21 protein-coding genes are annotated in these 24,261 nt (G+C 62.7%); 9 read left to right on the top strand and 12 right to left on the bottom strand.

Going from position 1 to position 24,261, the window contains the following annotated elements; all coding sequences use genetic code 11:
• Nucleotides 1–47 precede the first annotated feature (47 nt).
• From HPY64_06035 to HPY64_06010, 6 genes are all read right to left on the bottom strand, one after another.
• Entirely contained in the window at nucleotides 48–782 is a 735-nt protein-coding gene (locus HPY64_06035; protein ID NPV66687.1) for a UMP kinase, read from the bottom strand.
• Between the two features lie 123 nt (nucleotides 783–905).
• A complete protein-coding gene (gene tsf / locus HPY64_06030) occupies nucleotides 906–1,523 on the bottom strand; it encodes a translation elongation factor Ts (GenBank protein NPV66686.1) in 618 nt (205 codons plus the stop codon).
• Nucleotides 1,524–1,681: 158 nt separating this feature from the next.
• Nucleotides 1,682–2,518, bottom strand: coding sequence for a 30S ribosomal protein S2 (gene rpsB, locus HPY64_06025; protein ID NPV66685.1), 837 nt, complete (start codon nucleotides 2,516–2,518; stop codon nucleotides 1,682–1,684).
• 252 nt (nucleotides 2,519–2,770) lie between these two features.
• Nucleotides 2,771–3,064 (bottom strand): zf-HC2 domain-containing protein, encoded by a 294-nt coding sequence (locus tag HPY64_06020; GenBank protein NPV66684.1) that lies wholly within the window; start codon nucleotides 3,062–3,064, stop codon nucleotides 2,771–2,773.
• Between the two features lie 89 nt (nucleotides 3,065–3,153).
• A complete protein-coding gene (locus tag HPY64_06015; GenBank protein ID NPV66683.1) occupies nucleotides 3,154–4,413 on the bottom strand; it encodes an alpha/beta fold hydrolase in 1,260 nt (419 codons plus the stop codon).
• A gap of 46 nt (nucleotides 4,414–4,459) precedes the next feature.
• Nucleotides 4,460–5,095 carry a sigma-70 family RNA polymerase sigma factor gene (locus tag HPY64_06010; GenBank protein NPV66682.1) on the bottom strand — a complete coding sequence of 212 codons (636 nt, stop codon included), beginning with the start codon at nucleotides 5,093–5,095 and terminating at the stop codon, nucleotides 4,460–4,462.
• A gap of 198 nt (nucleotides 5,096–5,293) precedes the next feature.
• Between HPY64_06010 and HPY64_06005 the strand changes: the two genes are divergently transcribed.
• From HPY64_06005 to HPY64_05995, 3 genes are all read left to right on the top strand, one after another.
• Nucleotides 5,294–5,884 (top strand): TlpA family protein disulfide reductase, encoded by a 591-nt coding sequence (locus tag HPY64_06005; GenBank protein ID NPV66681.1) that lies wholly within the window; start codon nucleotides 5,294–5,296, stop codon nucleotides 5,882–5,884.
• A 122-nt stretch (nucleotides 5,885–6,006) separates the two neighbouring features.
• Nucleotides 6,007–6,447 (top strand): OsmC family protein, encoded by a 441-nt coding sequence (locus HPY64_06000; protein ID NPV66680.1) that lies wholly within the window; start codon nucleotides 6,007–6,009, stop codon nucleotides 6,445–6,447.
• Between the two features lie 164 nt (nucleotides 6,448–6,611).
• Nucleotides 6,612–8,480 (top strand): tRNA uridine(34) 5-carboxymethylaminomethyl modification radical SAM/GNAT enzyme Elp3, encoded by a 1,869-nt coding sequence (locus HPY64_05995; GenBank protein NPV66679.1) that lies wholly within the window; start codon nucleotides 6,612–6,614, stop codon nucleotides 8,478–8,480.
• 16 nt (nucleotides 8,481–8,496) lie between these two features.
• Here HPY64_05995 and HPY64_05990 read toward each other — a convergent pair whose 3' ends face one another.
• Nucleotides 8,497–10,446 (bottom strand): hypothetical protein, encoded by a 1,950-nt coding sequence (locus HPY64_05990; protein NPV66678.1) that lies wholly within the window; start codon nucleotides 10,444–10,446, stop codon nucleotides 8,497–8,499.
• A gap of 269 nt (nucleotides 10,447–10,715) precedes the next feature.
• On the opposite strand from HPY64_05990, the gene HPY64_05985 reads away from it, so the two are divergent.
• Nucleotides 10,716–11,735 (top strand): hypothetical protein, encoded by a 1,020-nt coding sequence (locus HPY64_05985; protein NPV66677.1) that lies wholly within the window; start codon nucleotides 10,716–10,718, stop codon nucleotides 11,733–11,735.
• A gap of 292 nt (nucleotides 11,736–12,027) precedes the next feature.
• Entirely contained in the window at nucleotides 12,028–13,920 is a 1,893-nt protein-coding gene (locus tag HPY64_05980) for a hypothetical protein (GenBank protein NPV66676.1), read from the top strand.
• A gap of 222 nt (nucleotides 13,921–14,142) precedes the next feature.
• On the opposite strand, the gene HPY64_05975 is transcribed toward HPY64_05980, so the two are convergent.
• The 3 genes from HPY64_05975 to gatC all read right to left on the bottom strand — a co-directional run bounded on the left by HPY64_05975 (nucleotide 14,143) and on the right by gatC (nucleotide 16,670).
• Nucleotides 14,143–14,574, bottom strand: coding sequence for a hypothetical protein (locus HPY64_05975; protein NPV66675.1), 432 nt, complete (start codon nucleotides 14,572–14,574; stop codon nucleotides 14,143–14,145).
• Between the two features lie 899 nt (nucleotides 14,575–15,473).
• Nucleotides 15,474–16,292 (bottom strand): response regulator, encoded by an 819-nt coding sequence (locus HPY64_05970; GenBank protein NPV66674.1) that lies wholly within the window; start codon nucleotides 16,290–16,292, stop codon nucleotides 15,474–15,476.
• Nucleotides 16,293–16,373: 81 nt separating this feature from the next.
• Nucleotides 16,374–16,670: an Asp-tRNA(Asn)/Glu-tRNA(Gln) amidotransferase subunit GatC gene (gene gatC, locus HPY64_05965; GenBank protein NPV66673.1), complete on the bottom strand. Its 297-nt coding sequence runs from the start codon at nucleotides 16,668–16,670 to the stop codon at nucleotides 16,374–16,376.
• Between the two features lie 321 nt (nucleotides 16,671–16,991).
• Here gatC and frr point away from each other — a divergent pair, with 321 nt between their 5' ends.
• Genes frr through HPY64_05950 form a run of 3 tightly spaced genes read left to right on the top strand, consistent with a single transcriptional unit; the run spans nucleotide 16,992 to nucleotide 19,145 of the window.
• On the top strand, nucleotides 16,992–17,549 hold the full coding sequence (frr, locus tag HPY64_05960; GenBank protein NPV66672.1) for a ribosome recycling factor: 558 nt from the start codon (nucleotides 16,992–16,994) through the stop codon (nucleotides 17,547–17,549).
• A 42-nt stretch (nucleotides 17,550–17,591) separates the two neighbouring features.
• On the top strand, nucleotides 17,592–18,305 hold the full coding sequence (locus tag HPY64_05955) for an isoprenyl transferase (protein ID NPV66671.1): 714 nt from the start codon (nucleotides 17,592–17,594) through the stop codon (nucleotides 18,303–18,305).
• Between the two features lie 21 nt (nucleotides 18,306–18,326).
• A complete protein-coding gene (locus HPY64_05950; protein NPV66670.1) occupies nucleotides 18,327–19,145 on the top strand; it encodes a phosphatidate cytidylyltransferase in 819 nt (272 codons plus the stop codon).
• Nucleotides 19,146–19,244: 99 nt separating this feature from the next.
• Here the strand turns inward: HPY64_05950 and HPY64_05945 are convergent, their stop codons facing one another.
• A complete protein-coding gene (locus tag HPY64_05945; protein ID NPV66669.1) occupies nucleotides 19,245–21,743 on the bottom strand; it encodes a glycoside hydrolase family 2 protein in 2,499 nt (832 codons plus the stop codon).
• Between the two features lie 272 nt (nucleotides 21,744–22,015).
• Between HPY64_05945 and HPY64_05940 the strand changes: the two genes are divergently transcribed.
• Nucleotides 22,016–23,395, top strand: a complete 1,380-nt coding sequence (locus tag HPY64_05940; protein NPV66668.1) for a hypothetical protein — start codon at nucleotides 22,016–22,018, stop codon at nucleotides 23,393–23,395.
• Between the two features lie 88 nt (nucleotides 23,396–23,483).
• On the opposite strand, the gene HPY64_05935 is transcribed toward HPY64_05940, so the two are convergent.
• Nucleotides 23,484–24,206: a hypothetical protein gene (locus tag HPY64_05935; protein ID NPV66667.1), complete on the bottom strand. Its 723-nt coding sequence runs from the start codon at nucleotides 24,204–24,206 to the stop codon at nucleotides 23,484–23,486.
• Nucleotides 24,207–24,261 lie beyond the last annotated feature (55 nt).

Raw genomic sequence — 24,261 nt, 5'->3', positions numbered from 1 at the left:
CGTCCGGATCGTTGACCCTGCGCCCGGCCAGGGCGGATGAGGCGGCGCTATTCCCCGCCGATCAGCGTCCCGACCGGTTCGCCGCGCACCGCCGCTTCCAGCGCCCCCGGCGCCCAGAAGTTCAGGACGATGATCGGCATCCGGTTTTCCATGCATAGTGTGAAGGCGGTCAGATCCATGATCGATAGCTTGCGGGCCAGCGCTTCCTCGTAAGTCAGGCGCTCGAAGCGCGTGGCGGTCGGGTCCTTCTTGGGATCGGCGGTGTAGACGCCATCCACTTTGGTGGCCTTGATCACCAGATCGGCCTTGATCTCTGCCGCCCGCAGGGCCGCCGCTGTGTCGGTAGTGAAATAGGGGCTGCCCGTACCGCCAGTCAGGATGACCACGCGTCCTTTTTCCAGGTGGCGGATGGCCCGCAAGCGGATGTACGGCTCGGCCACGCGGTGCATCTCGATGGCGGTCTGCACGCGGGTGACCACGCCCAGCCGTTCCAGCGCGTCCTGAAGGGCCAGGCCGTTCATCACGGTAGCGATCATGCCCATGTGGTCGGCGGTGGATTGATCCATGCCGCGAGCCACGCCCGCCGCGCCGCGCCACAGGTTGCCCGCGCCAATGACGACGGCCACCTGTGCCCCGAGGTCGTACACCGCCTTGATCCGCTCGGCGATGAAAGCCGCCTGATCCGGATCGATGCCCAGTTCGCCATTGCGCGGGGCGAGCGCTTCGCCGCTCAGCTTGATCAGGACACGGTGGTACTTAGATGTCTTGTTCTCAGCCGACATACCTTTCCTCGCTTCCGGTTATTGTGGTTGATGCGGTACTCAAGTGCGGCGTAATGGTGCGGCGCAAAAAACGGGGGATCAGGTTAGCCCCAATCCCCCGTTCGGTCCTCATCGTAGCAGCCTCTAGGCCTCTTCGCCTTCCGCCTGATCTTCGCCCAGGGCGAAGCGGGCAAAGCGGGTGACCTGGATGTTCTCGCCCAGGTCGGCGATGGCTTCCTGAATCAGGTCGGCAACCGTCTTGCTATCGTCCAGGAGGAATTCCTGTTCCAGCAGGACGAGGTCCTGGTAGAACTTGGTCATGCGGCCCTCGATGATCTTGTCAACCACATTGGCCGGCTTGCCTTCCTCCAGGGCGCGCGCCCGCTGGCCGGCTTTTTCCTCTTCGATCAGGGCGGCGGGCACGTCCTCGCGCCGGATGTACCGGGGTGCCAGGTTAGCGATGTGCAGGGCCAGGTTGTGAGCCAGTTCCTGGAACCGCGGCGTCTTGGCCACGAAGTCCGTTTCGCAGTTCAGTTGCACCATCACGCCAACGCGACGGTTGTGGTGCAGGTAGGTTTCGATCAGGCCCTCATTAGTGGCACGGCCAGCCTTCTTGGCGGCCTTGGCCAGACCCTTTTCCCGCAGGAACTGGGCAGCACGCTCCATATCGCCGCCAAATTCCGTCAGGGCTTTCTTGCAATCCAGCGGTCCCGCGCCAGTCAGTTCGCGTAGTTCCTTGACCATGCTGGCAGTGATTTCCATAGGGTATGATCCTCTGCTTCCCCGCTGCAGCGCCATTCAGGCCACCGCAGGTGATTGAACACAATGCATAGCGCCTGGAAGCCATCCGTAACAGTGGTGGCGTTCAGGGCCGGGAAGTTGCCCCCTGTTGGCCCCCGCCGACTTACGGACAGCTGATCCTAGCGTTCATCCTCGTCTTCGAAAAGGTTCTCAATGCCGCGGAGATTAGCCAGGGTAGAAGCACCCAGGTAATCTTCCTCATCTTCATAATCTTCGTCACGCACCCGGTAATCCTGGGTTGGCACGGCGGCTTCGTCTTCCTCGTACACCTTGCGCATATCCAGGCCTTCCAGGACAGCGTCGGCGATTGTCTTGGTGATCAGGCGGATGGCGCGGATGGCATCATCGTTACCGGCGATGATGTAGTCCACCACATCTGGATCGCAGTTGGTATCGACCACAGCGATGACCGGGATGTTGAGCGTGTTGGCTTCTTTGATTGCGGTCGCTTCCCGGTTGACATCGATCACGAAGAGCAGGTCGGGCAGGGTCTTCATCTCGCGGATACCGCCCAGGCGTTCCTGCAGGTTGGCCACCTCGCGGCTGAGCAGGAGCGCTTCCTTCTTGGTCAGGCGGTCCCACGCGCCGGAGTCACGCTCGGCTTCCAGGCGCTTGAGGGCGTCGATGCGCTCATGGATGGTACGCCAGTTGGTGAGCGTGCCACCCAGCCAGCGCTGGTTGACATAGGGCATCTGGCAGCGGGTCGCTTCCTGGGCAATTGTTTCCTGCGCCTGGCGCTTGGTCCCGACGAAAAGGACGGTGCCGCCACGGGCGACGGTATCGCGCACCACCTCGTAGGCTTTGTCAATCTGCGGGACGGTCTGCTGCAGGTCGATGATGTGGATGCCGTTACGCTCGGTGAAGATGTACGGCTTCATCTTGGGGTTCCAGCGCCGGGCGCGATGCCCGAAGTGGACGCCCGTTTCCAGCAGGTTTCTCATCGAAACAACAGGCATGGGTGAGTCCTCCAGCTACACTTGTGTTTAGGCGTTCACGCCCGTCACCCCGCGCGGAAAACCCGCGTCTTACGCGGGCAACACAGACGCAGTCGGGGCGTGTGAGATTAGGGCTGCATCAGCGCAGCCCGGAGGGGTATTCTAGCCGATCGCTGGGGTGGATTCAAGGGCAAATCCAGCCTTGCCGGGAGGCCGGCGACCCGGCATAGCGGCGCCGGGGTGACGTTTTTCGCTGGCTGCAGAGCAGTGGTTTTACTCTTCCGCCGCGTCGGGCGGTTTGCTGGCAATGAAATCCTCCAGCTTGAGCGTCTTGTACAGCCGCAGGCGGACATCCTGTGGCAAGTCGGGCGCAGGCGCGGTGTGGTACAGCTCAACTGTCCTGGTCAGTGTATTGACCACGATCCGGCAATCCTCGCATTCGGCCATGTGCGCCTCAATCGCCTGGCACAGGGCGTCGTCCAGCTCGCCGTCCACGTAGTCCGACAGGCTGGAAAGCAGGCGGCGGCACTCGCTCCGGTCGTGGTCATGATGGGCACGCTCGGTCATTCCCTGATTTCTGCTTTCTCTCACGCCGCAGCAGTGCGGCGCTGATTTACTCTGTTAGGTGCAACAGGGCGCATTTGGTTGCAGACTGCTCATTGTTCACTTTCGCGCCGATAGATCACCCCTGTGAAGTCAACCGCTGCTGGCTGGAGCGCCGCCGCGGCGTCCGGATCATCGTTCAGGTGCGCCAGCAGGAAGGCAGTAGTCAGGTGGTTGATCAGGTCATGGGCGCGGGTCATGTCCCACACGGCATCGGAGCAGCGGCTGTACTGCCCCAGCCGGATGGCAGCCTCGCTGCAGGCATCCACGAACAGGTAGTGGGAGGCGTTCTCAAATACGGCCAGGGTCCGCTCGCCGCTGGCAATGTCGTGGTAGATGGCGTAAGCATCCCGCTGCGGGTAGGTTGTGGTATCCGCTGAGCCAACCAGCACGAACGCCGGGACCTCCAGCGCGGCCAGACCTGCCGGGCCGAAGATCGGCGCATTATAGGGTGCCATCAGCACCACCGCGTCGATGCGCGGGTCGGTAGTGGACGGCCACAGGCCGTCAGGCGGCGCATCGAAACCGCGCAGCGCGGCGATCTGTGCTTCTGCTTCCTGGACGAAGCAGACTTCCCGCCGCAACTGGAGACGGTCGCGCTCCGGCGCGGGAAGATCGGCGGCCAGCGGCGTGATTTGTGGATCGCGGCACCAGGCATCCAGGGCGGCGAAGTCCAGCCGTGCACCCCCGGCGGCCAGGGCCGTATAGCCGCCGAAAGAGTGCCCGGCGACGGCAATGCGCTCCATATCCACCAGCCCGGCCAGTGGCCCATCGGCGGCGCTGACCTCGTCCAGGTAGGCGATCTGGCGCAGGATGTCCAGGGGGCGGGTGGCAAAGTTGCGGATCATCCCGGTGAGGGTATCCGCCGGGGTGCGCAGAGCATCCAGCAGGGTGTTGCCGGGGTGATCGGCGGCCAGCACGACGAAGCCGTATGAGGCCAGGTGCTCGGTCAGGTACAGGCTCTGGTAGCGCAGCCCACCACTGCCGTGGGAGAAGATCACCAGCGGGTAGGGGCCATGTTCGGTATCCGGCGGGGCATCCCGCAGGGCGCGGCCTGGCAGAAAGAACAGCCCAACCTGATAGCGGGTTGCTTCCTCCGCTTCCTCCGGGTTGAGGGCAGGATACCAGATCGTCGCCTCCAGCGGCCCGATTTCCACACCCGCTGTCTCACCTGCCGGGATCGTGATCTCCTGCGTGCCGACCGGATATGGCCCGCGCCGGGCATAGGGCGGGGCGTCCGGTCGCTGGGCCTGAACAGCCAGTGGCGCAAGGAAGATCGCCAGGATCGCCAGGGATAACCACCGTGTACGCATGGAAGTGCATCCTTTCCGCACCAGACAGGAGACTTGCCAGCCGGCGTCAGGTGGTGGGGGTGATGGGTTCGCCGGTTTCATTGGAGATCGCGCTGCGGGCAAAGTAGGTGGCGAGCCGCTCGCGCAGGGCCAGCCTGGCCCGCATCAGCCGTGTCTTGACCGCCGGGACGCTCAGGCCAAGCGTATCGGCGGTCTCGCGGGTGCTCAGACCCTCGATGTCGCGCAGCACAAATACGACGCGCAGGCTTTCCGGCAGGGCGTCGATGGCGGCGCGCATCTCCGCGCGGGCCTCATCGCTGAGCAGATCGCGTTCCGGCAGGCAGCAGAAGTCAAAGAACTGGCGCGGAATCTGATCGCCTTCGTCGGTCTCCAGGGGAGAATCCAGGGAGAAGGTAGCCGGTTCCTTTTTGCGCAGCTGCATCAGGGCGGTGTTGTTGGCGATACGGTACAGCCATGTGCCCAGCTGGGAGCGGCCCTCAAAGCGGTCGATGGCGCGGAAGGCGCTGAGGAAAGTTTCCTGCAGCACGTCTTCCGCAGCGGCTTCGTCGCCCATCAAGCGCAGGGCCAGGTTATAGATCCGCCCGGCGTAACGCTCGACCATCTCCGCGTAAGCCGCCTGCTCGCCTGCCTGCAGCCGCCGGATCAGGTCCTGCTCGTCATTGGTGATCGCGGTCGCACTCATACTTTAGACCATACCACGTTCAGGCCGGGCGGGAAAGGTTACGGCAAGGATTCTAGGCAGTTTCTTATGCAACGCTGCGCCGGGCGGAGCATCTAAACCAATCAGATTGGGTCATCACGCGGGGCAACGGCGGCCCCGGCCCGCCCGCCGCAACGCCTCAAGTGCGCAACTGGATTCCTGCCGGGGGGACGCTCAACCATGACCACACGATCCGCACGCCGCCATCCCAGACGTACGCTGCTGACCACCCTGGCTTCCCCGCCTGCCCTGCTGGCGATCGGCCTGCTGCTCATTGTAGTCGGGGTGATCGCTGCCGCCAGCCCATCGACGGGAAGCGCGACGGAACCGGTTACGCGGGACGGCTTGCAGGCGGCAGCGCCCGATTTCGCCCTGCCAGCACCGGACGGCAGCGCCACGCTGCGGCTGAGCGATTACCGCGGTCGCTACGTGCTGGTCAACTTCTGGGCGACCTGGTGCCCGCCCTGCCGGGCGGAACTGCCCGATCTGGCGGCCTATTATGCCGACCATGCCGGGGAGGGATTCGTGCTGATCGGCGTCAACGAACAGGAGTCACCGGCGACAGTCAGCCAGTATTTGGCGGCGCAGCGGCTGAACTTCCCGGTGGCGCTGGACACAGAAGGCGCCGTCATGGCAGACTATGGCGTAACCGGCCTGCCTTCCTCCTTTCTGATCAATCCAGCCGGGCAGATCGTTCAGATGTGGACGGGCATGATCTCCCGCGCTACGCTGGAGCGCGCCGTCACGCCGCACCTGGGCGGGCAGAGCTGAACGCACTCCGAGGCGGTATGATGGCAGGCGCACAGGCGCCATTATGATCTGCATTTTGCGGGTAAGAGCTATTCCGGAGGGCTGGCCGCGCGGCGCCCTCCGGCAAGGAGATGGAGAGAATCATGGCGAACAAAGTGGCGAAGGTCGTCTGGAAAGGCGATATGACATTTGAGGGCCTGGGCAGTACCTGGCCCGGTGGGATCATCCCCCTCGACGCTGAAGAGGCAGTCGGCGGGCATGACCGCGGTTTCCGCCCGCTGGAGCTGTTGCTGGTCGCCCTGGCCGGTTGCACGGCGATGGACGTGATCAGCATCCTGCGTAAGAAACAGCAGGCCGTTACCGCTTTTGAGGTAGAGGTGGAAGGTATTCAGGTGGAAGAACACCCGCGCTACTTCGGCACGATCAATGTGGTCTACCGCGTGACCGGCTACAATGTAGATGAAAAGGCGGTTGCCCGCGCTATTGAGCTTTCTGAGACGAAATACTGCGGCGCTTCGGCTATGCTGCGGGAGAAAGCGCGGATCACCAGCCGCTATGAAATCCTGGAGGCTGAGCAAGTCTAGAAGGTGGTTGTTCTTGTAGCGCCCACGCTCTGGCGGATCGCCCCGCCGGAGCGTGTTTCTTTCGCCCACGTGGGGGCCTGGGGCAAAGACAATCGGGCTGATTCAGAAGCCCCTGACATGGTACAATACTCCTTCAGCCCGGCACGGGAGGAGTCATTGCCGCCATGTCACCCAAGCGCCACTACCGCCCCGACCTCGATCTGGACGCTTACCGCGAGCCGCTGCTTGCCATCCTGCGCGAGTTAATCGCCGCTCCGCAGATCACGCCGCAGACGATCAGCCGCGTCCTGCACCGCTATCCCCGCGATGGCCGCGACCTGTTCCGCCGGGAAGACATCGTCCGCGCCTATCGCGCCTTCGCCGGGACAGATGGCCTGCCGCCCTTCGATCCCGCCGTGCTGGAGCGCATCCGGCTCAAGCCGGTGCGCACCCATTCCGGCGTGACGCCGGTGACCGTCCTGACCAAGCCGTTCCCCTGCCCCGGAGAGTGCATCTTCTGCCCGAACGACGTGCGGATGCCCAAGAGCTACGTCACCGGGGAACCGGGTGCGCTGCGGGCTGCGCAGAACAGCTTTGACCCCTACCTGCAGACGATCAGCCGTCTGCGGGCCTATACCAGCATCGGCCATCCCACCGCCAAGATCGAGCTGATCATCCTGGGCGGGACGTGGTCGTTCTACCCGGAGAACTACCAGATCTGGTTCGTCAAGCGTATTTTCGACGCGCTCAACGACTTCAGCCGCGGCCCGGAATACGCTGATCGCGAGTTTGACGCGGTGGAAGCCGCCCTGCGTGCCGCGTCGCAGCTTCACCCGGCCAACCAGGCCGTCGGCGTTAGCGTGGACGGGCGGGAACTCTCCCGCACCTACAACCAGATCGTGCAGGATATTTACCGCGCGGAACTGGCCCGTTCCCGTTCGGCGGCAGCGGCCATCGTCAGCGGCGCAAGGGAGCGCACGGTCCTGGATGAATACGCTACCTGGGATGAGTTGGCCGCTGTCCAGCGCCGTAATGAGACCGCCGCCTGCCGCTGTGTGGGGCTGGTGGTGGAAACGCGGCCCGATTACCTCACCGTCGAGGAAGCCCTGCGCATTCGGCGACTGGGCGGCACCAAGGTACAGATCGGCATCCAGAGCCTGAATGACGAGGTGTTGCGCCTCAACCGGCGCGGGCACGATGTAGCGGCTACCCGGCGAGCGATCACACTGCTGCGCCAGGCCGGGTTCAAGATTCACGGTCACTGGATGCCTAACCTCTATGGCTCCGATCCGGAGGCGGACAAAGCCGATTACACCCGCCTGTTTGACGACCCGGCCATCCGCCCGGACGAACTGAAGATCTACCCGTGTTCGCTGCTGGAGAGCGCGGAATTGATGCGCTATTACGAGGCGGGGGAATGGCAGCCTTACACCCACGAGGAACTGCTGGATGTGCTGACGGCCTGCTTCCGCCGCACGCCGGAGTACTGCCGCCTGACCCGTGTCGTCCGCGATATCCCCTCGACCGAGATCGTTGTCGGCAACCGGCTGACCAACTTCCGCCAGCTGGTGGAACAGGCGCTGGCCGCCAGCGGCGAACGCAGCCCGGACATTCGCGGGCGGGAGATCCGGGGGCGGCAGGTTGCGCCGGAGGAATTGCATCTGGATGAGCTGTGGTATGCCGCCGGGGGCAGCCAGGAGGTCTTCCTGCAGTACATCACCGCCGGGCGGGACATCGCCGCCTTTCTACGCCTGAGCCTGCCGGAGCAGCCGCCGCTCACCGCCGAATTGCGCGACGCGGCCATGATCCGCGAGGTGCACGTTTACGGCCAGTCAGTGGCAATCGGGCAGAATGCGCCGGGCAAAGCTCAGCACATTGGCCTGGGCACGGCGCTGATCGAGCGAGCTGCGGCGATCGCGCGGGCGCGGGGCTACCGCCGCCTGGCCGTGATCTCGGCAGTGGGCACGCGGGAATACTACCGCGCGCGCGGCTTTGTGGATGGCGATCTCTATCAGGTGCGGGCGCTAGTGGAGCCGGGCGAATTCGTGCCGTGATCGGGCGGCGCAGCCTCTACTTCAGCTGCCACACCTGCGCGCCGTCGAAATCTGCTGCCAGCGTCAGGTAAGGCGCCTCCGCAACCGTCGAACGCGTCTGTAGTTCCCAGGCGAACGGCTGCCGCCAGCGCCACATCCGCTCAAACGCTGCCGGGTTCCCCACCACCTGCGGCACCAGCACATAGGTCACGCCGGCCTCGCGCAGCTGCGCCGCCCAGGCCGGATCCGCCGGGTCTTGCCAGAAACCGTATAGCGCCGCCTGCTCGGCCTCCGCCTGCTCGCTCTGGCGGAAGAACGGCTGCATCCGGAAGTAGATTGTGTCCCGCTCGCTGATGATCGGCGCCCAGTCGCCTTCCTGCGGGCCGGGGAAGTTCAGGATGCGTGTCTCCGGCGGGGTGTTCTCCCGTAGCCAGGTCATTGCCTGCACATCGGCGTGGGAGGCGAACGCGCCAAAGAAGCCGATCCTGCCCTTGCTGAAGTCGCGCAGCGGCTCGGCAAAGGCGATCCCCAGCGCGATGCCCGCCGCTGTCAGGGCCAGCGCCGGCCAGGCCAGCCGGCCCAGGGCGCGCCGCACACGCCCCCAGCCGATCCGCCGCAGCAGCCACAGGACAGCCGACGCGCTCAGGTAAGCATAGGGGATGATCGGCCCGTGCCAGGCGATGCTGAACGGGTAATCGTACCTGAGCAGCGGGTCCAGCAGGCCAAATGTAACGCGCTCCAGCAGCCCGACCGTGCTGAAGTCGATGACTAACAGCAGCCAGCCGAGCATCAACAGGTCCAGCGGGGCACGCCGCCGGGCCGCGATGACCGCCCCGCCCAGCGCCAGCGGGAGGATCAGCCCGCCGTGCATGAAGACCAGCACGCGCCAGTGGCCGGGGTCGATTTCAAACGGGGAGGCGATGCCGCTGCCCAGCAACGGCGCGATCCGTGCCAGCCAGGGCAGAATACCGATCAGGGCCAGCAGAGGGATTCCCGCCGCCATGACCAGCCAGCGGTGTAACGCTGGTCGGGGCCGGGCCAGCCAGATCGTGCCCAGCCAGGGGACATAACCCAGCATCAGGATGATCGTCGTGTCGGGGTGGGTCAGCGGCACGGCGGCCAGTGTCGCCGCCGCCGCCAGCGCGTCCGCCCACCGCCCGCCGCGTAAATAGCGTGTTACGAATAGCAGAAAGGCCAGGGCGAAGACCAGGGCCATGATCGTGGTGTAGTGCGAATCCATGTAGGCGGTCAGCAGACCTGTCCCCAGCAGGCCCATCAGCGCCATCATCCCGCCTGTGTGCCGTGCCGGGCGCTCCTGCGCGGCAGCGTCCGGGTCCAGCACATCCTCGATCTCGTTGCCAAAGTCCCACAGCAGCCAGATCAGTAGCAGGGCCAGCACCGCCGCCGCCGCGAACTGGATCGTGTGCAGGCCGATGCCCAGCCGCTGGCTGAGGTATGCCGCTAACGCTGGGAAGCCGGGCGAGTACAGGTATTCGATCTCCGGGTGGAAGGGGGCCAGCGTGGTCAGCGAACCGCTTTCGCGCAGCATCAGCGCCAGGTAGCCAAACCCCTGCGCATCGGTATCCAGTGGGACGGGCAACACCAGCAGCGGCGCGGCGAAGAGCGCCAGCGCCAGGGCGAAGAAAGCCAGTTCCCGCGCGCCCGGCCAGCCCAGATCAGCATCCCGCAGCCCGGCGGCCTCCCCGCGGGAAGTCCCCCGCGCCAGCGTACCGGCCAGAAAAATCCCGATCAGCAGGGCGAACCACAGGTAGTCGATCGTCAGGGTATCCCAGCCAAAGAGTGCTGCCAGGAACAGTGCCCCCGCGATCACCACAGCCAGGGCCAGCGCCGCCGCCAGGCCGACGCGGGGAGCCGTTCGCTGGCGGATCGGCGCGGCGGATGGCGGGAGCGCCGGGGCCAGCATCGCCCCCGCGCCCAGCGCCACCGCCCCGAAGATGAAGATGGTGATCAATCCGTGGAATGCCATGGGCGGGGATTGTAGCCGCGGCTCCGGCTGGCGGCAAGTTGGGCTGGGATCAAGACGGACGAGTCCTGGCGACAGCGAGCAGAGGGATTGGCAGCCGCGCCGCCAGCGACAGCAGGAGACAGCCAGGAGGGATGGGCCGGGTGCGATCCGCTTCGTTGCCAGGGTTGACCTGACCAGCTAACCGCTGAAAGCTGCCGGCTGTGCTATACTGGCCGGGATAGTGTCGGTTTTCCGATGTGCCCTGCCGCACATCCAAGCAGGAGCGTGGTATGTCCCTGATGTCGCTTTTCCGCCCCCTCACCCCACGGGAGATGATCCGCTGGACGGTACGCCTGTACTTCCAGTATTTCCCGCAGTGGCTGGTGCTGGGTCTGCTGGCGGTAGCGCCGCTGGTGCTGATCAATCTGGCGCTGGCAGCCATCCTGCCCCAGCCGTCATTTGATCCGGCGGCGCTGGAACAGATCATGGGATCGCTGGAAAGCGGGCAGATGCCCGGCAATCCGGCGCTGCTGCAATCGGCCATGGACAACCTGCTGCAGAACAGCTTGCTGATGTTGCAGCAGGTGGTGGTGCAGCTGTTCATCCAGATCGTGGTGCTGGGGGTGATCGGCGGCGGCATCGGCGCGTTGATGGCTTCGGCGGCCTACCAGGGCGGGGCAGTATCACTGGCCGCTGCGCTGGGGAGGATTGGCCCACGGTTGCGCGCTCTGGGCGCGGGCCATCTGCTGGCCGGGCTGGTGCTGATCGCGCTGCTGGTGGGCAGTATCCTGGGCGCGATGTTCTGTGTAGGCGTGCTGGGGCTGGGATTGACCATCTACACGTATCTGGCCTGGGTGCCGCTGCTGGCGCCAGCCCTGGCGCTGGAGGAGGGGTCACTGAGCAGGCGGCTGCGCCGCGCCTGGAGCTTTGGCAAACAGCGCATCTGGCTGATCTTCGCCATGACTCTGGCCCTGTACGCCCTGCGCTTCCTGTTGAGCGTGCCGCTGGACTTCCTGGCGATCCTGCTGGCCCCGGAGTCGCTGGTTCTGGCCCAGATCATGACGATGGTTGTTGAGATGCTGGTGTTGCCGCTGGGGGTGATCTATTTCACCATCCTGTACCACGACCTGCGCGGGCGGCAGGAGCAGATCGCACTGGAACTGGCCGGGGAGGAGCGCCCCGGCGCAGAGCCGATCCTCTCCGCCGCCGACCTGCCCGGCGTCTTTGGCGTGTCGATGACGGCGCTGGCGCTGCTGTTCGCCCTGTACATGTTCCTGATGCTGCGTGCCGTGCCGATGGTTGCCCCGTGAGGATGCGATGGGCCAGCAGAGGAACATAGGGCGGCATTGGGCTTCATGGTGATTCTGCTGCTGTTCGCGGCAGGGTTGCGTTTTGCCGGGTTAAGCTGTATAAGCTAAGCTTTAGCCAGCCGGAACCTACCTACTTCGTATGCCCCCCACGGCAGATGGTTCACCCACAGATTCACATCCACCTGGATGAATACTTGGGTCTATGTACGTCTTTGACCTGACAAAACTTGTGTTTTTGTGTCCAACTTTGTAGGGGCAGTGCGCAACCCGTTGTGTGAGGTAAGGGATATTCATGTTGGGTGAATATCGGGACGCTATTCTCACCAGACTATCCCCCGGCAGATATTTGATTATAGGTCTGGCCTTACAAGCGCTGGTGCTCCCATTGCTGTGGGAACAGCAGAGCGACAGCCCTGCAGTTCTAGGGCGTTATAGTGTACGTTACGGACTTGTTCTACTAGCCAGTTTGATAATTACATTGGGCTGGATAGCACTGGTAATCGCACAGAAGCGTGTGATTACCTTTTTGAACGGGTTGTCTCTTGGTGTTGTAGTCACGAGCATTGCTATTAGTGGAATCGTATTATTCATCTTGTGGCATACGTCAATTGCGGAACAATTTCTGGTGTATCTTTCGTACAATTGGTGGGCATTCACGGCAGTTTTAACTTTCACCCGGCCTGATCGGGTGATCCGTTTTGACCGCTGGATGTGGCTACTTTTGATAGTTGGATTGCTGTTATTATTACCGTTGGCGATCACTGGTGCAACAAAACTCAAGTTTTCACCGGATGAAGGTCATTGGGCTGATATGGCAACCACATATTGGCTTCAGGGAGGGGTCTATGCTCGTACCTGGTATATGACACCATACAAGATTGCGCCCGGTCTAGGATGGAGCGTTCCAGCCTACGGCTGGCTCCTCGAGCGCTTAGGCTACAGGCTGTATATTGGGCGGCTATGGAATTTCAGTATGTACGTGATTGCCTTCGCTGGCGTATGGCTTGTCAGCAATCACCTTTACGGACGTCATGCAGCCGCAATCAGTACGACAGTCGCGATTCTTGGACGGATTATTCCTGCTTATGACTACAGACCTGATCATCAACTGACCGCAGCCGGAATCATCCTTGTTTTCATCGCGCTCAAAGCGCGAGATACAGAAAAACGGCATGTTGGGCTGGTCTTGCATCTATTATGCGGATTACTGGCGACACTCTCCATGCAGTTGCATGCAGCGGGCATTGTCTTTGCAGTAGGGCTGAGTCTGTTCTACCTGCTGGAAGTCATCGCAATCTGGCGTCGCGCACGCCAGACTCATACCTGGACTCGGGAATCGCCGTTGCCTATCTTTGTTTTTGCCGCTGGTGCGCTAGGGGGCACGACCATCTATCTTGTTTTTAACATCTGGTCGATTGGCGGACTAGAGGTGTACCTAAGCAATCTGGTCAGTAGTCGCTGGAACTGGGACAGGCCAATCATCAGGCAGTTTCTGGAATGGCCCTTTCTGGAGCGTCCGATGGTGTGGGGGGGATTACTCTACCTGTTGTGGCGCAGGCGAGCCTCTGATTGCCGTTACCTGACTATACTGGCATGTATTTTTGCTGGGGCATTTCTGCTAGATACCCAAGGTTATCCGAGTATCTACGCTGTATTGCTCATGGTTCCGGCAGGCACATTGATCCTCGATGGGTTTAGCAGCCCAGGTATCTCGCGTGGCAAAAATCTGCGTGCTGCACTGGCTGGTACAGTGTTGGTAGTGGCACTGCTCGCGCAGAGTTCCGGGACGTTTATCGAATGGGATAATGTTATCCGCTGGATAGCTAGCGGTGAACGAGAACCATACTTCTATGAAGAACTTGCCGAACCGCTCGAACCTTATCTCGGCCAAGACGATATCATTCTTGGGCCGGTGAGTATGGTATGGGCATTTCCACATCATCAGTTGGTAACCTCTGGAGCGGAGCATGCTGCACAACAGCGTTTTCAGGTCAGTACTCCTGAAGCAGTCTGGGAAGTCATTCAGCCCAGTGTGGTCGTTTATGTGCTAAACGAGATGGAGATAACCCCTGCTATCCAACAGTACATGGACTCCCATGCATTTGAGCTTTGCCACATACTGAATGTAATGGGGCGAACTATTGAGATTTACCGTCAGGACTGCCAGGATGTTGCCAACAACTAGGCTGTATTCTAAACTTTCTCTCCGAACAGGGAGTATAGATCAGTAGAAGGAGAGGAGAGACCATGAACGCAGAAGACAAACTGGCACGTCACCGGTTGAGTGTGCTGGAGCTGGCCGAGCAGTTGGGCAACGTACGTGAAGCCTGTCGCCAGCGTGGCATGTCCCATCCAGACGGTCGAACGTTTCAGTCAAGCTGTCCGCCTAGAAGGTTAACTGTACACCTTACAACTCAGATTCCATCAGTTGTTTTCTGATTTGAGAGGCTTGTGCCAATCGGTTGTTCATAAAAGTCTTGTCTGTTTTTTCATCCATCCACGGTATATCAATAATGGTAGTGAGTCTGGTTTGGTTCTCATTAATCGCTTCAAATGTTGTCCTACCATACATGATAGCAGGACCATCATGGATTTCCATTGCGAGCATGCGGTTGGGTTCGAATTCAACGACCTTCATAGTTCCTTCAACAGGAGTTCCACTGCGTTTGTTACGCCTGTGGATGATCGTTCCAATGCCAATGGGAATGTCAGAATCCAGCCAGAGTTCGATATCTGAATCCCAGCGGGGGTGATTTCGAACATGCTCTACAGCGTAAAAGCGAAATACTTTGTCGATTGGTCGGTCAATTACTTCTGAAGATTCAAATTGTAGAGCCATCACTATCTCCTTTTTAGTCTATCGAATAAAGCCGCCCGAATGATTTGGGCTGATGCTCACAGTAATCCCTGATCCCGCTATCTTCTTTATCTGTGGCGAGATTGGGCATTCCGAAAATCTCAATCGCAGTTGGCTCGATATATTCATACGCTTTCTTTGACCGTTCATCTGCGCCCTGGATTTGTTGGTCTAGCGCATCTGCATTGGAAAAAAGACTCGAATGACGGTAAACTTTGTACCTTTTTCGTTTTCGCAACCAAGTTGAGCCAGCGTGCCGGGTTTGCCATCAAATATCGGTTGGATACTGTCTTGGATAGTGTTTCCTGAATACATCGGCTTTGCCTTCTTTGATCTTGTTACGGCTGATGAAAACAATCGGCGCAGACATAGGCATAGGCCTTCCTTTTTGGTAATAAAACTAGAAATAAAACTAGATATGACAATACTAGTCCAAATTATTGAGAAAGTCAAGAACGACGTGATGTGAATATTATGTGTACAGTAAATCTTCTTCGCGGACAAAGTGAGATATCAAAGGCGAAGGAGAGTATACCATGGCCGCCACCAGTGAGCGTAAGCTGGCCGAGAACCGGCTGAAGATGTTGACCTTTGCTGAGGCCCTGGGCAATGTGACTGGCGCCCGCCGCCCAATGCCCGCTGGGCCTGCAGCTGCGGGCATCAGTGGCATACCTTCACCACGCACGGTGTTTGCCCTGCCTGTGGCAAAGTCTGGAAGGTCACGCAATGCCATGCCTGTCAGGTCTGGTCCGACCACGAAGCGTGGTACCACGATGACGATGGCCTGACTGTTGAGGAGTATCTCCGCCATTTTGCCCCGGTTGAGGAGCCGCAACCGTCCTGAACCTGCCGGTGAGCGTGGCACGGCTGGCGGCCAGGGATCAGGGTCGGCCTTCCTGGAGCCGGATTTGCATCAGCGGGCGTTGTTCGGCATGACCGCGCCGGTCATCAACCATCACATAGCCCTGCTCGCGTTCGGTGAATGTGTAAAACTGTTGCAGACCGGCGGGTAGCTCCGCCTGGATGGCGGCGCTGATCACGGCGCAATGGGCGCGCGGAGCCAGCAACACGTAGGTCGCTTCGCTGGCATAGCCGACAAAGGCTTCATCCCCGGCGAAGCGTGCCGCAATGGCGTTGAGCGTGGCCGCCGTATAGCGCAGCACCTCGTTGCCAGCGATGAAGTCGTAGCGATCGCGGAAGGCGTCAAAGTGGAGCAGGCGCACGGTCAGCACGCACCAGTCTGGCCGGTCATCCAGTTCCTTGAGCTTTTCCGCCAGCAACAAGCCAGTGGGTAACTCGGTGACCGTGTCGGTCACATCCTCGCGGCGGGCGCGCTGGATGGCGTTGCGCACCCGCAGACCGACCAGTTCGACATCGAAGGGCCGGGCGATCACATCATCGGCGCCCTCCGCCAGGAGCTGGTTGCGGCGCAGGGTGTCGCGGTAGTCGGCGATGAACATGATCGGCAGGTGTGCCAGGCGCGGGTTCTGGCGCAGACGGCGGAAGATCTCCAGGCCGTCAGTATCGCCCAGGGTGGCCGCCAGTAACAGGATATCAGGGTGGCGGGCGGCTTCCTGCAGGGCGCTTTCCGCGTCATGGGCGACGATCACCTCCGCCCCGCGTTCCCGGAAGTATGCCGTCAGCGGCTGGATCACGTCGGCGGCGGTATCCACGATCAGGATGCGAGCCTGTTCAGACATCGTCTTCTTCTCCCCCCACACGACTTCTCCCGGCAAGCCGGGAAGCCGCCGGCGCGATCTGGCGGCGGGTCTATACCCTGGCTAGGGGCTTTCGTCCAGCACCGCCGCTACGCGGAATTGCCCGTCGGCGGCATCGGGCGCGTTGGCCAGCGCTTCAGCGGTGGGCAGTGATGGCGCGATCTCATCCGGGCGCAGGACATTGCTGAGAGGCAACACAGACGCCGTCGGCGGGATGGCCGCCGTATCCAGCTCCCGCAACTGTTCCACATAGGCCAGGATGCTGGAAAGCTGTTCGGCGTAAAGCGTGATCTCCTCCTCGGTCAGGGCCAGCCGGGCCAGTTCGGCGATGTGTTCCACCTGCTCGCGGCTGATTGTCATGCGCGCAGATCCTTTCGCTGGGTCAGTTGTACTGTCGATAGTATAGCCGGAATCCCCCCTGGGAGGCCAGACCGGCAGTGCGTGGCAGCAGCCCGGAAGCCGTCAGGAGCGCCGCAGTGAGGAAAACACCGCGGACGGTTGTATAGTGAACGGCAGTCAGAGGCCGGGCAGGACACGCGGAACCGGGCAGCATAAGCGCGGTTGACAAGGCAAACTGGATCGGTGACAATCGGTTTGCCTGAGGAACATGTGCCTGTTAATTGCCGGCGGCTGCCCGCCATCCGCCGGTAATGCGTCATGCCGGTTGAAGGAGAGAGTACCATGATCAAGGAAGTGCAACATGATGCCGAGCAACGCATGAAATCGGCGCTTGCCGTCCTGGAAGAGGACCTGGCCGGGCTGCGGACCGGGCGCGCCAGCGCCGCCCTGGTCGAGAAGATCATGGTCAACTACTACGATATTCCCACACCCCTCTACCAACTGGCCGGTATCTCCATCCCCGAACCTCAGCAGATCGCCATCCGGCCTTATGACCCCAAGACGCTCAAGCTGATCGAAAAGGCGATCCTGGCCTCTGACCTGGGCCTGACCCCCAATAACGATGGCACCAACATCCGCCTCAACCTCCCGCCCCTGACGGAGGAGCGCCGTAAGGAACTGGTCCGCCTGGTCGGCAAGCGCATGGAGGAAGCCAAAGTCGCCATCCGCAACGTCCGGCGTTCCGCCATTGACGACCTGCGCGAGATGGAACGGGAGAAGATGATCTCGGAAAACGATCGCGACCTGGCCATCGATAAGATTCAGGAACTCACCGATAAGTACATTGCCGAGGTCGAAGAGATCGGCAAGCGCAAGCAGCACGAAGTGATGGAGGTCTAGACCTGCGTGGTTACTGAGGTCAGTACCACCCCGGAGCAGCCATTGCCCCACAATATTCCCCGCCACGTGGCCATCATCATGGATGGCAACGGGCGCTGGGCGGCGGCGCGCGGCCTGCCGCGCCGGGCCGGTCATGAGGCTGGCACTGAGAACCTGCGGCGGGTGATCCGCGCCTCGGTTGAGTTTGGCGTCAAGATCCTGACGATCTACGCCTTTTCCACCGAAAACTGGAACCGGCCCCGCTGGGAAGTGCGCGCCCTGCTGCACATCCTGGAGAGCGTGATCGACCGGGAGCTTGACGAACTCAACGCGGAAGGCGTGCAGTTGCGCCATCTGGGCGAGCCTGATCGGCTGCCGGTTAAGCTGCAGCAGAAAGTCCGGCATGCCATCGAACTGACCCGCAACAATGACCGCCTGATCCTCAACATCGCTTTCAACTACGGCGGGCGCGACGAGATTGTGCGGGCGGTACGGCGCATCATCGCCGACGGCCTCCCCCCTGAGGCGATCACAGAGGACGTGATCTCCCGTTACCTGTATACCGCAGGCCTGCCCGACCCTGACCTGATCATCCGTACCAGCGGCGAACTGCGCATCAGCAACTTCCTGCTGTGGCAGGGAGCTTACGCAGAGTACTATGCCACGCCCACGCTATGGCCGGACTTTGACCGGGAGGAATTCCGCAAGGCGCTGATCGACTACTGTCAGCGCGAGCGTCGTTTTGGCGCGTTGGCCCCGCCAGAGTCGGCCCCCTGATGACCGGATAGAACCTGACCTATGCTTCTGACCCGTACCCTTGTGGCGGTGGTGGCCCTGCCCGTCCTGGTGTTGGTTGTGCTGGCGGGCGGGGCCGTCTACCAGATCGCGGCGGTGCTGCTCCTGGCGCGGGGAGTCTGGGAATTGATCCATCTGGCCCGGCTTGAGGGTTACGCGCCCTCGTTTGCGCTGGCAGCGGCGGCGCTGCTGGTGATCCTGGGCGCGGTGCGCTGGCCGGACCTGCTGGGGCCTGGACTGGCGCTGGTGATCCTGCTGGCGCTGGCGCTGATGCTGCTCCGCTTCCAGCGGGGAGATGCCACGCCGCTGAACAGCTTTTCGATCACGCTGGCTGCTGGCCTGTTACTGGGCTGGCCGGGGGCGCGGCTGCTGCTCCTGCGGCTGCTGCCGGATGGGCAGTGGTGGACGCTACTGGTGCTTTTCTGCACGTTTGTCGCCGATACCGGCGCGTATTTTGTGGGCACAGCCTTCGGGAAGCACAAGATGGCCCCCCGGATTAGCCCCAAGAAAAGCTGGGAAGGGTATGCTGGCGGCGTGGCGGCGGCGGCCATCTTCGGCCTGGCCGTCGGCGCGCTGGCGGGGCCGTCGCTGCCCGGCCTGACAGCGGGACACGGCCTGGCACTGGGATTGCTGATCGCCCTTGTCACGCCGCTGGGGGATTTTGGCATGTCCGCCTTCAAGCGCCAGGCGCATGTCAAAGATTCCAGCCACCTCATCCCCGGCCATGGCGGGATGCTTGACCGGCTGGATACCGTGCTGGTCGCGGCGGTGCTCGGCTACTATTACCTCGTCTGGTTCGTATTCCAGACGGGTGCTCTTTAGCAACCGCCAGCCTCACCCCGCCAGGGCAGGGCTATGGCAGGGCGAGACTGGCAGCAGTCGTAGTGGGGTTGCCTCCGGCGCGGCGCTTTAATGCGCTCGCTAACGCCCCCGCACGGTGACCATCTCCGGCGTCAGGACAACGGCGTCATTGCGGATGGTGACTGCGCGCGTTTCGCCGGGGAACAGGTCGAAGTAGTTGTCGCTGTAACGGGTGGCCTCGTGTGGCACGGTCAGGTGCACGAAGCTGGCGTAGGTCGAGGCGCTGACGCTGACCACCAGTTCATGATCGCTGACCGGGTCGAACTCCACCATCAACTCCGCCGTAGCGCGCTGCAGGTCCTTGACCGGCGTGAAGAAATGACGGTTGGGCGGGAAGAGCACATCCTTGCGGACGGAGACATAGCGATCCGGGCCGCCGGGCAGCTGCTCCGTGCGCCAGCAGGCTACACAGGCGCTGCTGTTGGCCGCCACGCTGAAGCCCACCGTCTCCTCGTACAGGGTCTCCCCGCTGAATGTCGCCAGCCGGACAATGGCCGTCTCTTGAACATCCGCCAGCGTATCGTTGGTGATCCACAGCTCCAGCCCATCAGCGCTTTCCCGGAAGGAGGCCAGCACCGGCGCATAAGCCCGCCGAACGGCATAGTAGCCCGCCTTGCCGAAGCCATAGTAGTCCAGCACTGACCAGCTCAGCACCGGCCAGCAGTCGTTGAGCTGCCAGACCAGCGTCCCGGCGCAGTGCGGCTTGCGACGGCGGAAGTGCTCAATAGCGAACTTAAGGCCCTCCGCCTGAGCGATCATGCTGAAGTCGATGTACTCCTCCAGCGTCGCTGGCAGGCTGGTTACAGAGACCATCAGGTTATCGCCCTTATTCTTGGGGTTATCCTTGTTGTGATGATCCATGGACGGGCTGTGGTGGTAAAGCTGATCTTCGGGGATGACGCGGCGCAGCGTCTCCAGGACGGGCGCGGCGTGTAACCCGAACTCGCTGATGAAACGGCCCCGGTCTTCAGCGTAGCGGCGGTAGGAGACGCTCTCCGGGGAAGTGTCCTGGCGGGGCAATTCCCCAAAGCGGCGGTCATAGTTGCCATGCCAGGCATTCCAGTTGTGGCGGTCGCCATCTTCCTGGCTGTTGAAGTCATTGCCGCCGTAGGGGCTGCCCGGCCAGTAGGGGGTGACGCCATCCAGCGCGGCCACGATACGCGGCAGCAGATCGTGGTAGAACAGTGCACCGGGCACGGGGACGCCGGGGGTGGCGAAGTTGCGCATATCGTGCAACCACTGGTTCTCATTGTTGCCACACCACAGCGCCAGGCAGGGATGGCTGCGCAGCCGCCGCACCTGGTATTCGGCCTCGGCCTCCACCTCGGCGGTGAAGTCTGGCAGGTCTTCCGGGTACGGGGCGCAGGAGAACATGAAGTCCTGCCAGATCAGGATGCCCAGCGCATCGCACAGGTCGTAGAAAACGTCGTGCTCGTAGATGCCTCCCCCCCACACACGCAGCATGTTCATATGCGCCTCGCGGGCGGCGGTCAGCAGCATCTCGTACCGTTCGGCGGGGATCGCCCCGACAAACGAATCGGCGGGGATCCAGTTGGCGCCCTTGGCGAAGATCGGCACACCGTTGAGCACAAAGCGGAAGAAGCGCGTGCCCGGCTCCGCCGTATCGACGGATTGATCAAGGGCCACGGTACGGACGCCAACGCGGCCCCGCCACGTGTCCACAACAGCGTCCCCGGCCAGCAGATCGACTTCCAGCGTGTAGAGCGCCGGATCGCCCAGGTCGTGCGTCCACCACAGGGTGGGGGCCTTGATGGTCAGGTGGGCGGTGGCTTCATCAGCGGCGATATTCAGCGGGTAGCGGGCCGTTGCGCCGCCGTCAGGTGTGGTCAGGCGGATGGCGGCTCCCAGCGACCCCTCCGCAGCGAAGCGGTCAACTTCCACCCGCACGGCGACGATGGCTTTGTCCCGCGCCGGAGTCAGGTGCAGGGTGTGGAAGTGCACGCCGCGCAGCGTCGCCGCCCGTTCCCGGCGCAGTTCGACCGGGCGCCACAGGCCGATGGTCGGCAGGCGCGGCCCCCAGTCCCAACCAAAGCCGAACTGGGCCTTGCGCATGAAAATGCGCTCCTGGTTGGGTCCCCACGGCTCCACGCTGGAAACGTCCGGTACACAGGCCAGGGGCGGGTCAAAGCGCACGGCCAGCGTGTTCGGCGCGCCGTAGCGCAGCACCCCGCTGACGTCAAAGGCGGCGGGGCGGAACATGTTGCGGTGGCTGCCCAGCGGTTCGCCGTTGAGGTAGACGGTGGCAAAGGTGTCCATCCCGTGAAAGATCAGGCGGTCGCGCTCACCGGGGGCGGGCGGGGCCTCCGGGCCGTTGAAGCGGAGGCGATACCACCATTCCTTCTCCTCCATCCAGCGGACGGAATCCTCGTTGCGGTCGTAGAAGGGGTCCTGAATCCAGCCAGCGGCGAGAAGAGCGCGGTGCACGTCACCGGGGACGGGCACGTCCACCCAGCCGGTTTCGTCGAAATCAATTCTATGAACGCCAGCGGCCAACCCCACGCCGGGATCAAAATCATGCAGCTTCCAGAGGTCGAACATCGGATTTGCTCTCTCCAGATGAAGAAGTACTTTACTGGTTTATTGTAGATGGTTCGGAGGATTCGGGCGACCGGCGTCTGCCCCGGCGCAGCCGTGCTGTCCACTCCCTGTCCCCGATCTGTTCCCTGCCTCCCCGCTATCTTCGCTGGCCCCGCACGGCAAAAATCCGATACAATACCTGTAAATTACTGCAGCCCGGCTCTGGCGGGCGCAGTGAGTGATTGCCAGCCTGCGATCGTGAGTTGATGGGTTGTCCCGGAAAGGGCTGTGCTATGCCGCAAATTCCCCCGCTGGCCGGGCTGTGCACCTATGAGGAAGCGGCCCGGATCGGCCTGGATGTCGATAGCACTGTGGCGCGTCTGGTGCGTTATGCCTGGATCGCCAAACGCCTGATGGAAGCAGCGCTCTACTGGCTGAACCCCACGCCGGAGTGGGAAGTCAAGGAGGCGCTCAGCCTGCACGCCTACCTGGACGCTGAGCACGCCGCCCTGATCCGGGCGCGGGTCAGCGAGATGCGTAACCCACCGCCGCGCCTGGATGTTCCCCCGGATACCGCGCTGGACGCCTGCCTGGATGAAGTCCTGGCGGCGGAGGACACGCTGGAGAAGATCGCCGGTGTCTATGGCGCATTGCGTCCGGCCTTGCTGGCCGCCCTGCGCCAGCACTATGCCGCCGCTAACCCCCTGGTTGATCATCCGACGCGGCGGGTGTTGCGCCTGTTGATCCTGGAGCAGGAAGACATCGTCGCCTGGGGGGGAGCGGCGCTGGCTGCGCTGACCGATACGCCGGAGGCGCAGGCCCGCGCCGCGGCCTGGATCGCCCATGTCCAGGCGTACCTGGCCGCGGCCGGGGGCGTCTCCGGCGCGGAACCACTGCCGGAGGTCACCCTCCCGCCTTCCCGCGCCAGGCGACCCTTCCAGCCGGACTTTTTCCCGCGCCGCGATGAGCGTTTCACCGGGCAGTGGAATTTCGTCTTTCCGCCGCATGAGGTGGCTCGCACGGAAGGCATCCCCGCCGATGAGAAAACGCTGGCCCTGATGTGCAAGCGTACGCTGGAAATGGACGTGCCGGAGGCAATGGCCCGGATCATCGCCGAAGCAGAACGGCAGCCCTGGCAATATTACGTCGATATGTGCCGCCAGCTCTGGGACGAAGCCCGCCACGCCATGATGGGTGAGGTCTACTTCGAGCGGCTGGGCATCGACTGGCGGCGGGAGATTCCGCTGCACCCCGGCTTTGCCATCCGCCTCAACACAGCCCTTTCCCCGCTGGAGGCGCACGCCGTGCTCTACACGATCGAGCAGAGCTTGATGCGGGCCACCGATGGCAAGAAGTACGAATGGCAAATCACCGGGGAAGCCGCCGATCCGCTGGCCCGGCTTTTTCAGGATTACGACTGGGCTGATGAAGTCCTGCACGTCCACACCGGGCGCAAGTGGGGCGTAGCCGCTGCCGGCATGAGCCGAGAGCAGTTCATCGCTCTGGGGCAGAAATGTGCCATCGAATCGGAACAGGTGCTGGCGCAGTACGCTGACCGGGGGGAACAGGTCAACTGGTGGCCGGCCTTTGTGCGCCGGGTGCTGGGCAAGGATAGCGCCATGCCCGCCGATACGGCCAGCACAACCGACCCGGTCTACCGTAAGGGCTACTGAGACGCCCGGACGTTAGTACAACAGGCCCGCTGGCTCATCCGGCCAGCGGATTCCCGGCGGGCGACAGGCGCGTTGTGTTGTTGCCGCTTCACGCCGGCCAGCGTACGCGGACGCGCCGGCCAGGCAGGATGGTCAGCAGCCCATCGGTGTCACCCAGCAGGTCCCAGTCCTCAGCCAGGATCAGGTTCAGCCAGAAGTCGCCCCGCCGCCGCAGCCCACCCCAGCCATGTTTGTCCGCCAGGCGGTACAGCCGCTCCTGCCGGATCTGCGCCACGCGCCGGATCAGCTCCGGCTCGGCCACGCCATTGTCCGGCATCCGTGATTTGGGCGGGACTCCCAGCGCCGCTTCCGCCAGCCCGATCATGTCGTGGCGCGGGCCGTGATTGATCGCCATGTCAAAGAGCATGGCCTGCCCCAGCGCCGTCTGGATGTTGCGCGGCAGGATGCTCAGGCGCTGCACAACATCCCAGTAACGTTCAGCGGCGACAGCGTCCTGGGCGGCCTGCATGGCCGGTTCCTCTGCTGCGCCGGTCAGCAGGGCACGCAGGGACTCGTCGCCGCGCAGGGTTTCATCCCGCGCCTGAACACGGCTCAGGTAGCCTTCGCGCAGGGCGGCGGCAGCAGGGCTACTGGCAGCTGCCAGGTAACGCTCCAGCACGGCGGCCAGGCTGCCAGAGGCCAGGGTGAACTGGAAGCGCCCGTAACTGACAATCCCGGCATCAATGTTCTGGTAGCTGGCGTAGCCGCTGCCCTCAAATGCTGCCGTGATCTCGTAGGCGGCGCGGCGGATGTCTTCGGCGGTGCGTGCCATGGTGCATCCCTTCTACCCGGTTGACTATCTCAGTGTACAGGGGGTGATGGGTTAG

It is taken from the genome of Anaerolineae bacterium, from assembly GCA_013178165.1.
In the GTDB taxonomy this organism is placed as follows: domain Bacteria; phylum Chloroflexota; class Anaerolineae; order Aggregatilineales; family Ch27; genus Ch27.
Note: the sequence above shows the minus strand (reverse complement) of the source record. Positions and strands in the feature narration are given on the sequence as shown.

Bases quoted from the DNA above. Each gene is read 5' to 3' on its own strand.
- HPY64_06035 (NPV66687.1), bottom strand. From the start codon at position 782: ATGTCGGCTGAGAACAAGACATCTAAGTACCACCGTGTCCTGATCAAG.
- tsf (NPV66686.1), bottom strand. From the start codon at position 1,523: ATGGAAATCACTGCCAGCATGGTCAAGGAACTACGCGAACTGACTGGC.
- rpsB (NPV66685.1), bottom strand. From the start codon at position 2,518: ATGCCTGTTGTTTCGATGAGAAACCTGCTGGAAACGGGCGTCCACTTC.
- HPY64_06020 (NPV66684.1), bottom strand. From the start codon at position 3,064: ATGACCGAGCGTGCCCATCATGACCACGACCGGAGCGAGTGCCGCCGC.
- HPY64_06015 (NPV66683.1), bottom strand. From the start codon at position 4,413: ATGCGTACACGGTGGTTATCCCTGGCGATCCTGGCGATCTTCCTTGCG.
- HPY64_06010 (NPV66682.1), bottom strand. From the start codon at position 5,095: ATGAGTGCGACCGCGATCACCAATGACGAGCAGGACCTGATCCGGCGG.
- HPY64_06005 (NPV66681.1), top strand. From the start codon at position 5,294: ATGACCACACGATCCGCACGCCGCCATCCCAGACGTACGCTGCTGACC.
- HPY64_06000 (NPV66680.1), top strand. From the start codon at position 6,007: ATGGCGAACAAAGTGGCGAAGGTCGTCTGGAAAGGCGATATGACATTT.
- HPY64_05995 (NPV66679.1), top strand. From the start codon at position 6,612: ATGTCACCCAAGCGCCACTACCGCCCCGACCTCGATCTGGACGCTTAC.
- HPY64_05990 (NPV66678.1), bottom strand. From the start codon at position 10,446: ATGGCATTCCACGGATTGATCACCATCTTCATCTTCGGGGCGGTGGCG.
- HPY64_05985 (NPV66677.1), top strand. From the start codon at position 10,716: ATGTCCCTGATGTCGCTTTTCCGCCCCCTCACCCCACGGGAGATGATC.
- HPY64_05980 (NPV66676.1), top strand. From the start codon at position 12,028: ATGTTGGGTGAATATCGGGACGCTATTCTCACCAGACTATCCCCCGGC.
- HPY64_05975 (NPV66675.1), bottom strand. From the start codon at position 14,574: ATGGCTCTACAATTTGAATCTTCAGAAGTAATTGACCGACCAATCGAC.
- HPY64_05970 (NPV66674.1), bottom strand. From the start codon at position 16,292: ATGTCTGAACAGGCTCGCATCCTGATCGTGGATACCGCCGCCGACGTG.
- gatC (NPV66673.1), bottom strand. From the start codon at position 16,670: ATGACAATCAGCCGCGAGCAGGTGGAACACATCGCCGAACTGGCCCGG.
- frr (NPV66672.1), top strand. From the start codon at position 16,992: ATGATCAAGGAAGTGCAACATGATGCCGAGCAACGCATGAAATCGGCG.
- HPY64_05950 (NPV66670.1), top strand. From the start codon at position 18,327: ATGCTTCTGACCCGTACCCTTGTGGCGGTGGTGGCCCTGCCCGTCCTG.
- HPY64_05945 (NPV66669.1), bottom strand. From the start codon at position 21,743: ATGTTCGACCTCTGGAAGCTGCATGATTTTGATCCCGGCGTGGGGTTG.
- HPY64_05940 (NPV66668.1), top strand. From the start codon at position 22,016: ATGCCGCAAATTCCCCCGCTGGCCGGGCTGTGCACCTATGAGGAAGCG.
- HPY64_05935 (NPV66667.1), bottom strand. From the start codon at position 24,206: ATGGCACGCACCGCCGAAGACATCCGCCGCGCCGCCTACGAGATCACG.